Origin of the sequence: Clostridium sp. C1 (assembly GCF_018223625.1) — a bacterium.
GTDB lineage: Bacteria > Bacillota_I > Bacilli_A > Erysipelotrichales > Coprobacillaceae > Allocoprobacillus.
Map to the genome: position 1 here is coordinate 978,334 of NZ_CP073631.1, position 14,176 is coordinate 992,509.

Annotated in this window: 14 protein-coding genes; 7 read left to right on the forward strand and 7 right to left on the reverse strand. The window is 31.6% G+C overall.

Annotated elements, in window-relative coordinates:
• Positions 1-2,010 (reverse strand): ATP-dependent DNA helicase RecG, encoded by a 2,010-nt coding sequence (gene recG, locus KEC48_RS05350; protein ID WP_211964797.1) that lies wholly within the window; start codon positions 2,008-2,010, stop codon positions 1-3.
• Between the two features lie 72 nt (positions 2,011-2,082).
• A complete protein-coding gene (locus KEC48_RS05355) occupies positions 2,083-2,994 on the reverse strand; it encodes a hypothetical protein (RefSeq protein ID WP_211964798.1) in 912 nt (303 codons plus the stop codon).
• A gap of 132 nt (positions 2,995-3,126) precedes the next feature.
• Between KEC48_RS05355 and KEC48_RS05360 the strand changes: the two genes are divergently transcribed.
• Complete coding sequence (locus KEC48_RS05360; RefSeq protein WP_211964799.1) at positions 3,127-3,903, forward strand: Cof-type HAD-IIB family hydrolase; 777 nt, start codon at positions 3,127-3,129, stop codon at positions 3,901-3,903.
• A gap of 21 nt (positions 3,904-3,924) precedes the next feature.
• On the opposite strand, the gene pap is transcribed toward KEC48_RS05360, so the two are convergent.
• The 3 genes from pap to KEC48_RS05375 form a co-directional block, all read right to left on the reverse strand.
• Positions 3,925-5,400, reverse strand: coding sequence for a polyphosphate:AMP phosphotransferase (pap, locus tag KEC48_RS05365; protein ID WP_211964800.1), 1,476 nt, complete (start codon positions 5,398-5,400; stop codon positions 3,925-3,927).
• Positions 5,401-5,496: 96 nt separating this feature from the next.
• On the reverse strand, positions 5,497-6,387 hold the full coding sequence (locus tag KEC48_RS05370; RefSeq protein ID WP_205090012.1) for a PHP domain-containing protein: 891 nt from the start codon (positions 6,385-6,387) through the stop codon (positions 5,497-5,499).
• Complete coding sequence (locus KEC48_RS05375) at positions 6,380-7,357, reverse strand: ROK family protein (protein WP_211964801.1); 978 nt, start codon at positions 7,355-7,357, stop codon at positions 6,380-6,382. The genes KEC48_RS05370 and KEC48_RS05375 overlap by 8 nt, the downstream gene beginning before the upstream one ends.
• A gap of 181 nt (positions 7,358-7,538) precedes the next feature.
• Between KEC48_RS05375 and KEC48_RS05380 the strand changes: the two genes are divergently transcribed.
• From KEC48_RS05380 to KEC48_RS05400, 5 genes are all read left to right on the forward strand, one after another.
• Complete coding sequence (locus tag KEC48_RS05380) at positions 7,539-8,381, forward strand: MurR/RpiR family transcriptional regulator (protein ID WP_211964802.1); 843 nt, start codon at positions 7,539-7,541, stop codon at positions 8,379-8,381.
• Positions 8,382-8,540: 159 nt separating this feature from the next.
• The gene (locus KEC48_RS05385; RefSeq protein ID WP_087358867.1) at positions 8,541-8,780 is read left to right on the forward strand and encodes a SemiSWEET transporter; all 240 of its coding nucleotides are present in this window, start codon (positions 8,541-8,543) and stop codon (positions 8,778-8,780) included.
• A gap of 11 nt (positions 8,781-8,791) precedes the next feature.
• Positions 8,792-10,225, forward strand: coding sequence for a 6-phospho-beta-glucosidase (locus tag KEC48_RS05390; RefSeq protein WP_211964803.1), 1,434 nt, complete (start codon positions 8,792-8,794; stop codon positions 10,223-10,225).
• Between the two features lie 66 nt (positions 10,226-10,291).
• The gene (locus KEC48_RS05395; RefSeq protein ID WP_211964804.1) at positions 10,292-10,801 is read left to right on the forward strand and encodes a pyridoxamine 5'-phosphate oxidase family protein; all 510 of its coding nucleotides are present in this window, start codon (positions 10,292-10,294) and stop codon (positions 10,799-10,801) included.
• A 63-nt stretch (positions 10,802-10,864) separates the two neighbouring features.
• Positions 10,865-11,638 carry a Cof-type HAD-IIB family hydrolase gene (locus KEC48_RS05400; protein WP_211964805.1) on the forward strand — a complete coding sequence of 258 codons (774 nt, stop codon included), beginning with the start codon at positions 10,865-10,867 and terminating at the stop codon, positions 11,636-11,638.
• A 27-nt stretch (positions 11,639-11,665) separates the two neighbouring features.
• On the opposite strand, the gene KEC48_RS05405 is transcribed toward KEC48_RS05400, so the two are convergent.
• Positions 11,666-12,667 (reverse strand): DUF362 domain-containing protein, encoded by a 1,002-nt coding sequence (locus KEC48_RS05405; RefSeq protein ID WP_211964806.1) that lies wholly within the window; start codon positions 12,665-12,667, stop codon positions 11,666-11,668.
• Between the two features lie 293 nt (positions 12,668-12,960).
• Here KEC48_RS05405 and KEC48_RS05410 point away from each other — a divergent pair, with 293 nt between their 5' ends.
• Positions 12,961-13,308, forward strand: a complete 348-nt coding sequence (locus KEC48_RS05410; protein ID WP_087359291.1) for a transposase — start codon at positions 12,961-12,963, stop codon at positions 13,306-13,308.
• 522 nt (positions 13,309-13,830) lie between these two features.
• Here KEC48_RS05410 and KEC48_RS16310 read toward each other — a convergent pair.
• Positions 13,831-13,962, reverse strand: a complete 132-nt coding sequence (locus KEC48_RS16310; protein ID WP_283092216.1) for a hypothetical protein — start codon at positions 13,960-13,962, stop codon at positions 13,831-13,833.
• Positions 13,963-14,176 lie beyond the last annotated feature (214 nt).

Sequence of the window (14,176 nt, forward strand, 5' to 3'; positions counted from 1 at the left end):
TTAATCAACATATTCATTATTCACTTTCAATTTCTCTTGAATCTGACTCATGATCCCTTGATACTCATGATTTTGAACATAATCATGAATCATTTCTTGGGCATCTTTTCTAGCCACTGATAAAATTGGAAAATCTTTCATCACATCTGCCACCAGAAAAGTCGGCAAACCACTTTGACGCTGTCCCAAGACTTCACCGGGTCCTCTTAATTTTAAATCATACAAAGAAATTTCAAAACCATCATGACTCTTTTCTAGATACTGTAAACGCTCTTTTGCTTCTGGTGACGAAGAAGCACTCATCAAATAACAATAAGCCTGTTCCTTCCCACGTCCAATACGTCCACGTAATTGGTGTAATTGACTTAACCCAAAACGTTCAGCATTATAAATAACCATCATATTGGCATTTTTCACATCAACCCCTACTTCCACAACCGTTGTGGAAACAAGAATTTGAATGGTATTATTTAAAAAACCTGTCATAACTTTTTCTTTATCTTCATCTTTCATTTGTCCATGTAATAATCCAACATGATACTGTTTTTGAAAATATCTTTGCATCGCATCAGCAATCTGCATCGCACTCTTAGCTTCCAGATGATCACTTTCTTCTACCAGAGGACAAATCACATAACATTGACCCCCACGTGCCAGATAATTCTTTAAATCTTTTAGAATAGGTTTCATTGAAGCAGAATGAATATACTTGGTAATAACAGGCAATCGTCCTTGAGGCATTGTTTTGATTGTTGACACATCCATATCACCATACATAGAAATAGCTAAAGTACGGGGAATAGGTGTAGCACTCATGATTAAAAAATCAACCTGTTGTCCTTTATTTTTCAATGCCTTTCTTTGCATTACACCAAAACGATGCTGTTCATCAGTAATAACGAGTCCCAGTTTAGAATAAACCACTTTATCTTGAAATAAAGCATGTGTTCCAACGATGATGTCTGCTTCTCCTTGAGCTATTCTTTGATAACTTACTTCTTTTTCTTTTACTGATAAAGATCCCGTCAATAATTCAATACGAACAGGTGTTTCTTCTAAAAAATGAGTTAAAGTCTGATAATGCTGTGTTGCCAAAATTTCTGTAGGAGCCATCAACGCTCCTTGAAATCCTGCTAAATAATTAGCATATAAAGCTGCCAAACTGACAACAGTTTTTCCACTTCCCACATCTCCCTGCAAAAAACGATACATCATATGAGGACTTTTTAAATCTTCCACAATATCTTTAATAGCCTTCTGCTGATCTGTTGTGAGTGGAAAAGGTAAAGATAAAATCCAGTTTTGAAAAACAGTCACATCAAAATCTTTAGCCATCCCAATTTCTTGAGTACGCTGTTGTTTAATCAATTGCATCGTTAATTGAAATTTTAAAAATTCTTCATATTTTAAATATTTTAAAGCTTCTTGAATATCTTTTTTATTTTCTGGAAAATGAATACAATACAAAGCATTTTCTTTACGGATAAGATGATGTTGAATCAAATATTTTTCAGGAATAAAGTCTTCAATCTGTTGATGTAAAAGATGTAATGCTTTTTTGATATATTGTCTAAAAGATTTTTGAGTTAACCCTTCTTTTAATGAATAAACCGGATAAATCCCTTTTATTTCCTGTAGAGGTTTGACTTTTAAATCTGAGGCTGTGATACGATGGTTTTGACATTTTCCTATGATTGTCACAATTGTATCTATTTTTAAATATTGTCTTAAAAAATGACGATTAAAAATAGTGACTTGAAAATGTTGTAAATAACGATCCTCGACTTCAAATGTCATTCTTGACATTCTGCCTTTAAAAAAAATCTTTACGGGTGAGATAACTGTCCCCTCAATAACAACATGATCATCTTCATCTGTAGGATATTGTTCTTCAATGATTTCATAACGATACGGATATTGTGATACCAAATCTTCTAATGTATGAATATTCATTTGTCTTAAAAGTTCTAAACGTTTCTCTGTTGTTTTTAATAAGCGAATATCTGTCATCTTCTCACCACCTGTCGTTTATTGTATCATAAATTTAAAAAAAAGATACTCTCTATTCAAGAATATCTTAGATTATACAAAAATCAATAACAGAATAAACATACTTATAATAGATATAATGATGCTTAAAGAATTTGTCGTCGCTGGCATATCCCCACTATATCCAATCTTTTGACAAAAGACAGCTGAAACTGAAGATAACGGAGCTAAAAGAGCCATAATTAAAATTTCTTTAGCAAGTAAAGGTAATGGTAAAATCATAAAAGCCACTCCTGCCAGCAGCAAATTTCCAGCAATTCTTAAAACGATAATTTTTATCACGTGCAAAGCTTCATGAGAAGCCACTTTAACTTCCAGCATTAATCCAATCATCATCATTGCTAAAAAGCTATTCCCTGCCCCAATAGTCGTTGCGATAGATAGCACAAACGATGGAAACTGTAACTGAAAAATAGCCATCAAGAAAATCAATAGATACACATCAAATGGAATAGATGAAAACAGCTTTTTCAATGTTTCCTGTAAAGAAAATGAATTTTCACCACTTGCCACATGATCAGCCAAAGCATATGTAATTCCCAGTCCCATCAAAGCATTTCCAATATCAAAAGAGCATAAATAGACAACACCCATTCCAGGATAAAATGCCTGTATAAAAGGAAGAATGAAATTACCGATATTATAACCTGAAACATTAATCATATAAGTTCCTTTTAAAATAGGACGTTCTTTTCTTGAAGCGACATACCCCACAACAATCATCAAAACATTAGAAAGAATACCTATGATTATTAAAATAATAATGGTGATATCTAACGAAATCCCATTGGCACTTGTCAGCAAGGCACAGGGCAAGGTGACATTCATAATAATGGTTGCTAAAATATTGGCATCCTGTTTTTTTAAAACTTTCCATTTCTTCAATGTATAAGCAATCACGATAATAAGTACAAAAGTAAACGATGTTATAAAAACATCAAACATATAACCCCCTTCTTTCTCTATGCATTATAACATGTCTAAGTATAAAAAGAAAAAACAAGCAAAATATGAAAAAAATTGTAAAATCAAAAAATGATTGATATAATAAATATCAAAGAAAAACAGGAGGATATTATGATTCAAGCGATATTTTTTGACATTGATGGAACATTAGCCAGTTTTCAGACTCATCAAGTTTCTCGTTCAACATTCCAAACTTTAAAAGCTTTAAAAAAGCAAGGTATCAAATTATTTATTGCGACAGGTAGAGGGAAAGATGGTTTAGATATATTAGAAGGTTTTCCTTTTGATGGTTATATCACTTTAAATGGACAATATTGTTTTACTCATGAAAAAGTTATCTATGAAAATACAATTGATCCATTAGACATTCAAAGTTTATTAGATTATTTAAAAGAAAAACCTTTTCCTTGCGGTTTTACTGAAGAACATACCAAATATTTTAATATGCGTAATCAGCTGGTTGATGAAATCCACAAAATCACTCATAATGATGATCATCCAGCCAAAGACTGTAGTGAAGTCGTTCATAAAAAAATTTATCAGTGCATGTGCTTTGTTGATGAAAAAGAAGAAAAAGAATTATTAAAAGTCATGCCACATTGTCATGCTTCCAGATGGTATCCAACATTTTGTGATATTTCACCTATGGGTGGTTCTAAACAACATGGTATTGATAAATTTTTAAAATATTATGATATAGATTTATCTTCAACAATGGCTTTTGGTGATGGTGGAAATGATATCCCCATGTTACAACATGTAGCCATCAGTGTTGCTATGAATAATGCCAGTGATGAAGTCAAATCTGTTGTAGACTATGTCACTGATGATGTTGATCATGATGGTATTTATAAAGCCTGTTTACATTACCATTTATTAGAAAAATAAGAATAAGGTTCTGCCCTATTCTTATTTTTTCTCTAATCTTTTTTCAATTTCACGAATCACAATTTTCATTGCCTTAATACGGGCATATTTTTTATCAACTGATTCAAGAATATACCAAGGTGCAAAAATTGTATTAGTCTTTTGCAACATTTCTGTAATAGCATTTTCATACAAATCCCATTTTTCACGATTACGCCAATCTTCTTCTGTAATCTTCCATTGTTTTTCCGGTGTATTTTGACGTTCCGTAAAACGTTCTAATTGCGTCTGATTATCAATCTGTACCCAGAATTTAATAACAATGGCACCCCAGTCATAAAGTTCTTTTTCAAATTCATTCATTTCATTATAGGCTCTCTGCCAATCATTTTCACTACAGAAGCCCTCTAATCTTTCAACCATGACACGACCATACCATGTTCTATCAAAAATCGCAATATGTCCATCTTTAGGCAGACGTTTATAAAAACGCCATAAGTAATGTCTATTCAATTCACTTTTATCAGGAGCAGCAATTGGATAAACTGTATAACCTCTTGGATCAAGTCCAGAAGTCACTCTTTTAATATTTCCACCTTTTCCAGCTGCATCCCATCCTTCATAGGCAATAATCACTGGAATCTTTCGACGATAAAGTTTATTATGTAATTTCATTAATTTTTTACGACATTTTTTTAATTCTTTACGATATGTTTCATCACTGATGCTCACACTTAAATCATAATCATCCAAATGAATCATTTCACGCATTTCAAAAACGTTGTCAATCAAAGGAGCATCCTGTTTTGGATGATCAAGATGTTCTTGAATACAGCTCATTAATGTTTCTAAAACCTGTAATTGTGCTAATTTTTTATTTGTCGCATCAATAACATACCAAGGTGCATAAGAATCATTTGTTAGATTCATATAATCATCATAAACATCTAAATATTCTTCATAATGTTTATTCTGATACAAATCTTCATCACTGATACGCCATTTTGTATTTTTATTTTTTAACAATTTATGCATACGCTGCGTTTGTTCATATCTGGAAATATGGAAAAAAAATTTAATCACAAGATAACCATTGTCAACTAATGTTCTTTCAAACTTTTGAATACTTTTGATGCGTTGATGATATGTTTTTTTAGAAATGGTCTGATGCATGTATTGTTTTGTTAAATCGTTCATCCAGCCATGATCATAAAAAGTGGCCATACCATTTTCCGGAATACGCAAAAAATAGCGATATAAAAATGGACGACGTTGTTCATCTTCACTGATCTTATTCATCGTTTCAACATTATAAAAACGAGGGTCCATATTTTGAATCACTTTTCCAAGTGTTGTCCCTATGCCAGATGCTCCCCATCCTTCAAACAACACAATGACAGGTAATTTCTTTTCTTTTAATATCATCTGTTTTTTAGACAACTCCAGTTTTGCATTTTCTAAACATTCTTCAATATCGGGCGCAATTTCAATTTGTTCAAAATTATAATTCTTTAACATAATTCTCCTCCTACCTACATAATTTTATTTTATCACTTTTATGTAAGCGTTTAAATAAAAAGCCAATCAAAATAAAAATAATACCCATAACAGGCATTATTTTATCAATTGATATGTTCTTAAAAGTTGTTCAATCTCATAAGGTTGAGGACAACCATTTTCTCCTAAATGAATAGCAGGTTTTGTCTTGCCATGAAAATCACTGCCACAAGTATATAAAATATTTAATGCTTTCGCTTTTTGATAAAAATAGTCATTTGTTTCTGGTGTATGATAACTTGAAAAACATTCTACCCCCTCTAAACCTAAAGCTACCATTTCATCAAATAATTCATATTTCCCTTTCAAATTATTACCCGGATGTGCTAGTACAGCTATACCACCATGATGATGAATCAATTGAATTGTATCTTCTAATGTAGGAAAATAAATTTCTGTATAGCATGGCTTTCCCTGTGCATAATAATCCCAATAAAAGTTCACATAAGGATTATCACTACGTGAACCTCCTTCACGATAACATTTCAACAATTCATGATCTTGATATCTTGGATCTTTCAATAATGCTTCACCAAACATTTCCCCTGTATAAACACCGTTATCAGACAAAGCATCAAGCTGTTCCTTTTTCAAATCAAAACCTAAAGCATTAGTCAGTTCCAATTTTTTCATACTACAGGCTAATTCCTGCTTTTCAATACTTTCCCCTAATTGATTTAATGATGGATCATCATCAATACCATAACCAAGTACATGTAAATTAACTCCTTGATAAGTACAGTCAATTTCAATGGCTGGAATATATGTTATGCCTAATGCCTGTGCCTGTTCTTTAGCTTCCTTATTCGCTTTGATCCAGTTATGATCAGCAATAGCCATAATACGAACACCTGATTCATGACACATTCTAACAAGTTGTTCAGGTGAATATTCCCCATCGTCACTATACATACTATGCATATGTAAATCAATATGACTCTTATTCATCTTCTTTTTCCTCCATTATTTTTTGCATACTCATTCGATAAAGTCCTGATTCAATCAATGGATACAAATCTTCCACATCAACAATTTGTGGCTGATGTGTAGCTGGAATACCTGAAAGATGTATATCACTGACATCATCAATCACATCACTAAAGATGCCAATGATCTCTGGATTCATAACACAACAAAGGGTTGTCAACTGTTTTTCCAATAATTCCATAGGATTGGTTTTTAATAACTGATCTTGTTGTTGTAAGGTATAAAATGGTAAGTAGCGTAATTCTCCAGCAAAATGTGTAAATCCATCATACAATGTTCCATTGATAATCATACCACATCCAATATATTCCACTAATGGCTGATAAACCAGAACCATATGTTGATAGTTTGGATATAAAGCCGAAAAACCAATACTGGCAATATTCACATCATTTTCAATGATAATCTGATGTGAGTAAAAAGTCTGGATATATGCTTTCAAATCCATATTCTCAAATGCCTTAAAATCACAAACATCTACTATTCCATCATGACAAACACCAGGTACACTCAAGCTCATCATTGTTATGAAATGATCATTTTGGATTATCTCTATCAAAATATTTTTCAATTCATCTTGTCTAAGACATAAAAAAGATACATGTTTTTTTAAAATAATATGATTAAACAAATCTACATCTATACAAATCACTTCATCATGATCTTTTTGTTTTTTTAAAATTACCTTTAAAAGATGACAATAATCCTTATTCAAAACATACTGTTTTGATTTTCTTCCTCCTGTTGAATCATTTTCGCCAATAAATAAGATTTCTTGACTTTTCAGCAATTCCTGTAAAATATTTGTAATAGAAGCTAATGATAATTGTGTAACACTAGCAAGTTCTGTTTTGGTCCAGACTTTCCCTTGATAAAAACATTTTCTGATTTTTTGTGTATTCATGAATTTCAAATCATTGGCCTTTGACAAATTATCCCTCTTTTCTCACACTTTCGTCAAGACTTATCGAAAGTTATCTTTATCATAACACATCTTCATTCAAAAATATATTCATTTCCCATTTTTGAAAAAATTCCTTTGAGAATTTATCGTGACGCATTGAAGAAAATTAAGTATAATAATTAAGTATAATAAATGAGAGGTGACTTTCATGAAGACAATAATAGAGCGTATAGCACACGATTATAAACTCAATGATAATGATCTCTACTTGATTCAATACATCATTGATCATAGTGATGAAGTTATTCATTTATCTACTCATCAACTCGCTAAAAAAACATTTACAAGTGCTACAGCTGTCATCAGATGTATTAAAAAACTTGGTTTCGATAACTATAATGATTTTAAAATTCATCTGGAATCATTTTTAAGCCAGTATTATTTAAAAGAGATGGAAATTCTTTCCCACGAAAATTTTCAATCCATTAAAGATAAATTAGCCCAAATTGAAACAGGAATCATTAATCAGACAAAAGATTTCATATCAATAGAAAATCTTCAAAAAGTCATGTCATTGCTTTTACAAAATTCTTATATTGATATTATTGCCAATGATACCAATGCCTGTATTAGTGAATATATAAGTCATTTATTATTAAGTATAGGTAAAATCACAACTGTTTATCAAAATAGAGATAAACAATTATGGTTAGGTTTAAATGTCGATATAAATCATACTGTTATTATGGTTAGTAAAAATGGAAAAGATCAACATCTTTTAAAGATTTCTGATATTCTTATCAAAAGAAAAATCCCCTTGATTATTATTACAAGTCACAAAGAGAATGCTCTAGCAAAAAAACAAGCTCTAATATTATACGGTGTCATTCATGATGAATTTGAAAATCTTAAAGATATGGTTTTCTATATTTCTTTAAAATATATTTTTGATTTAATTTATAGTATTATGATTTCAGAAAACCTCCAACAAGCAAAAGAACTTGATCAACTCTATGGAACATTATATGAGCGTAAAGATGGCAGTCGTTGACTGCTTTTTTGTTGCAATGCAACTGACAAATATGCTTTTTTACATTATTTTTGTAACAACATTGCATAACACTTTCAAAGCCTTGTCATACTCAAAAAATACGCTATGATAATCATGTTAAAAGTTTAAGATGACTTATCAAGAAAGGGGGGATAATTGATGATTGGAACCATTGCTGCCATACTTACAACATTATCATTTTTACCACAGGCTTATCAAGTTATCAAAACAAAAGATACATCAAGTATTTCTTTAGGCATGTATACGATGTTTGTGTTTGGTGTTTTTCTATGGATTATTCATGGATGGAATATTCAGGATTATAACTTAATTGGAGCTAATACGATTACCTTTGTATTTGCTTCTATCATCTTAACTTATAAAATCATATATAAATAGGAGGAAACAAAATGACTTTAAAAAAGGATTTTTTATGGGGCGGTGCAGTTGCCGCCCATCAAGTTGAAGGTGGATGGCGTGATGGTGGCAAAGGTATCAATGTATCAGATATTATGACTGTAGGTAGCCATGCCAGTCCAAGAAAGATTACACCTGTCATTGATGAAAATGAATTTTATCCAAATCATGAAGCCATTGATTTTTATCATCGTTATAAAGAAGACATTGCATTGTTTAAAGAAATGGGATTTAAATGTTTTAGAACATCTATTGCCTGGACACGAATCTTCCCATTAGGTGATGAAGATGAACCCAATGAAGAAGGATTACAGTTCTATGATGATGTGTTTGATGAATTATTAAAATATGGTATTGAACCAGTTATTACATTATCTCATTTTGAAATGCCCTATCATTTAGCTAAAGAATATGGTGGATTCATGAACAGAAAGACTATTGATTTCTTTGTGAAGTTTGCAAAAGTCTGCTTTGAAAGATATAAAGACAAAGTGAAATACTGGATGACTTTCAATGAAATCAATAATCAGATGAATTACAAGAATGATATCTTTGGATGGACAAACAGTGGAGTTCATTTTGGGGATTATGACAATCCAGAAGAAGCAATGTATATCTGTGGACATCATACTCTTGTAGCCAGTGCATTAGCTGTCAAAGCTGGTAAAGCCATTAATCCTGATTTTCATATTGGAAATATGATAGCAATGGTTCCTATTTATCCATATTCTTGTCGTCCTGCTGATATGGTATTATCAACACAAATGATGCATGATCGCTGGTTCTTCTGTGATGTACAAGTGAGAGGACATTATCCAGCATATGCATTGAAGATGTTTGAAAGAAAAGGATTTGATATTGATATAACAGAAGAAGATAAAAAAATCTTGTCAGAAGGAACAGTGGATTATATTGGATTTAGTTATTATATGACAAATACTGTTGATTCTACAGCACATAAAGATGTTTCTACTGCAACTGATGGTTCAAGTGAATACAGTGTAGAAAACCCATATATCAAAGTATCTGACTGGGGATGGGCAATTGATCCAGAAGGGTTAAGATATGCTTTGAATATTTTCTATGAAAGATATGAAAAACCATTATTTATTGTAGAAAATGGATTTGGCGCAATCGACGTTAAAGAAGCGGATGGAAGCTGTCATGATCCATATCGCATTGATTATTTAAGAGCCCATATTCAGGAGATGAAGAAAGCAGTTGAAGAAGATGGTGTTGATTTAATGGGATATACACCATGGGGATGTATTGACTGTGTATCATTTACAACAGGAGAAATGAAGAAGCGTTATGGATTTATCTATGTCGATAGAGATAATGAAGGACATGGAACGTTAGAAAGAAGCAAAAAAGATTCTTATGACTGGTATAAGAAAGTGATTGCTTCTCATGGTGAAGAATTATAATATCCCGATTGAATCATATAATTATATCCTGTATACTAGAGATAAAAGAAAAGTGAGGTTAATGCAATGAGAAGAAAAGATAGAGAAATTACAGATTTTCATGATATTATGGATATTATGAATAAATGTGATACATGTCGTTTGGCTTTCTTTGATCAGGAATATCCTTATATTGTTCCATTGAATTTTGGTGTGAATATTGAAGATGGACAGTTATATCTTTATTTTCATAGTGCCAATCAAGGGACAAAGCTAGATTTAATCAGACAAAATAATAAGGCAACTTTTGAAATGGATTGTGAACACAATATCATTCTTTATGATGAAAGAATGTCTTGTACAATGGGTTATGCCAGTGTCATTGGACATGGAGAAATTGAGTTTGTAGATGAAGATGATAAATATGAAGCTTTAAAGATTTTAATGAAACATTATCATCACGAAGATTTTCAATTCAATACAAATATGATGAAAGCAACAACAGTCTTTAGATTAAAAGTCTTAGATATGATTGGGAAAAGAAGAAATAATATTCATCCAGAAGAAAAGACAAAAAAACATGTCACATTAGAGTAAATATATTGCCTATAGATGCTTATCGTTAATCTATAGGCTTTTTATAAAAGGAGTGAAGATATAATGATAAAAGCAATCTTTTTTGATATAGATGGAACTTTGATTTCCAAACAAAAACCTTTGGTTCAAGAAAACGTGATTCAGGGATTACAACAATTAAGGAATCAAGGGATTCAGCTCTTTATTGCCTCTGGTAGACATATGCTCGAACTGGAAGAATTAAAAATCAATCAACAATTTGAATTTGATGGTTATTTATTATTAAATGGTGGATATTGCCTTGTTCATGATCAAGTTATCTACGACCAAAAAATAGACGCACAGGATGTGCAGGAAATCGTGAAAGTTGTTAAAGAAAAACATTATCCTTGTTTATTTATTGAAAATAATCGCATGTATATCAATCATGTCAATCAAAGAGTCAAAGATGCTCAAGCATCCATTTCTACAATGATTCCCCCTATTTGCCAAGATATCAATATCAACAATATTTATCAAATTGACCCATATGTCGATGAAAAAGAAATCCAAGAGATCATACAAAATACAAAACATATCAAAGTCACAAGATGGCATGATTATGCTTATGACATTGTTCCTCAAAAAGGAGGCAAAGCAGCAGCAATTCAAGCCTTACAACATTATTTAGGTTTCCAAAAGGAAGAAATGATGGCTTTTGGTGATGGTCATAACGATATAGAAATGCTAGATATTGTTGGTTATCCAATTGTGATGGGCAATGGAAGTGAAGAAGTCAAAAAACATGGCAGATATATTTGTCAAAGTGTAAATGAAGATGGAATTTTAGATGGTCTTAAACATTTTCAACTTTTGTAAAAAGGCTCAAGGAATGTCCTTGAACCTTTATTTTGTAAATGGAACAACATCTTTAACAGCTTCTTCTAAAGAAATGCATTGATCATCATGATCAATATCTATAAGCTGATACAAATCATTTCCCATATGCAATTCTTTCATATAAGATAACTGACGTAAACCATGTCGTGATTCTATTCTTTCTACCAAATCATGATGTTGATCTTCTTTTAAAGCATAAACCAAATCAACAGATGCCTGATCAATCGCTAAAATATCAAGTGAAGCTAAAATACCGATATTGGGTGTCACAACTGGTGCAGCTGCTGTTCCTTCACAATCACAAGAAACAGACATATTACGCATCACATTGATATAAACAATATGTTCCCCAAAATAATCCACAACTGCTTTAGCAGACTCTGTCATACGTTCCATAAATTCCTCATTAGAAATATCCCACATATCATCAGAACCTGGTGTTGTATGAATCATCTTTTTCCCAATGCGTCCATCAGCACAACCAATACCTATATTTTTATTGGAACCACCGAATCCTCCCTTAGAATGACCTTTGAAATGTGTCAAAACAAGCATTGAATCATAATCAACAAGTGTTTTTCCCATTGTCATATGATCAAACCATTTGCCATCTTTGACTGGTAAATCAATTGTGCCATTGGCATCCATAATATCTACTGGACAAAACGTCCAACCATTGACTTCCAAAGTTTTAAGATGCTGATCCGTTGTATAACGATCTCCCTCATAATAAGTATTTGTTTCGACAATCGTTGCCTCTGGTAATTGTTCTTTCACAAGTTTTTCTACCCATGGTCGAGGAATAATATTAGGACCATGTTGTTCTCCAGTATGCAATTTAATAGCTACCTTTTCTTTAAAATGTCCTTGAATACGTTGATAAATTTTAGATAATCCTTCTGCTGAAAGATCTCTTGTAAAATAAACAATAGATTCCTTTCCTGTACGTTCACCATAAGCCACATAATGATTTCCATTTGTTCCTGGAACTGGTTTTTGACTTGCCATAAGTAAGCCCCCTTTCTAAGAATATTATAAACCTTCAAGTCAACTTTAAATCAAGTTTTATTCTTATTTTTTATTACTTTTTGACTACTTGTTGCAGAGTTAATAAAATCATTTAAAAATTTTAAAAATGATTTTAGCACAAAAAAACGTAGTTAAATCTTGGTTGCATTGCATCTTTGTTTTCTCGTCTTTAATATAATAGCTTATGAGGTAATCATAATGTCTGTAAATAAACGTAAACAAAAAATTCTATGATGTAAATCATCAATAAATATAGTCATAATCCTAAAGCTATGTTAGCAATTACTTCAATATTAGAAAACAGAAATGTTTTTGAATGTGTCAAGTGTGTTCATCAGCATTATCTTTTTGCCGGGACTATCTTTCAAGATAACAAGCTGCCACTTTTCAATCTCATCTTGGGTTTATATTTATTCTTTTCTGCAAACAAAGGCTATTCAGCAATAAAAATGACTTCACAATTGGATATCATCTACAAGACAGCACTCAAGCTATGCAGAAAATGTCGTATTCTCATGACATTATCAAACAGTGAAAAGATACTGGATAGCATGTACTATGAAGCAAATACCATTTATATTGGTGCCAAAACAAATGAAAAGTCTAGGGATGGCTACTGAACAGCAGTCAGTATCCATGATAGTATCAACAGACAAGGAAAATGAATATCCCAAATATATCAAGCTTTCAGTCATTCCGGTAGACAATAAAAACTTTATTCATAAGTTCTTTCATATGAGAGCAAAAGTATAATCTAAAAGGGTATTGAATATAGATGAAAAAAACAATATTTCTGATTCATCAAAGGAATTGACATTAAGATCCGAGAAAATAGCATACAGCGAAGCAGAACACAGACTCAAATGGCTAAATATCATTGCGGGAAATATCAAGAATAATATTGCTGGGATATATCAGAGTGTTACAAAAAGTTCGTTGCCACTTTTTCTGCATGAACAGGAGTGGCGCTTCAATCATAGATATACAGGTACACATATAATGGAAAAGATTCCAAAATACATTACAAAATCATTTCCTATAGATTCAGAAAAATTATCCAAAATTTTGGAATTATCTGAATCGTATTTTTCACCCTGAGCCTGATAGTCAATCAAAATTATTTTTTAATAAGAGAATAAATTCTATAGTTGTGGACAAACACTTTCATATTGTCCACATCCAATACATGAATTTACTTTTTTCCATACATCTTTTGCACTGTAACAAGCTATAAATAAATCTGTAATTTGAATATGTATTGGATAATATGACATGCTTGATAAGGTTGTCACGTCATTATACAACGAATCAATATATCTTAATACCCTTGACACTATAGAGAATATGTTATTCCTTGTAAAGCTGATAATTTACTCAAACAATCCTCAAAACATCTTCTATTTATGATTTATGATTAGTAACAACGCTTTGGTTATACAGGAATTTGCACATAATATGTCGTATATTTAAAAAATCACTATTTTTCTT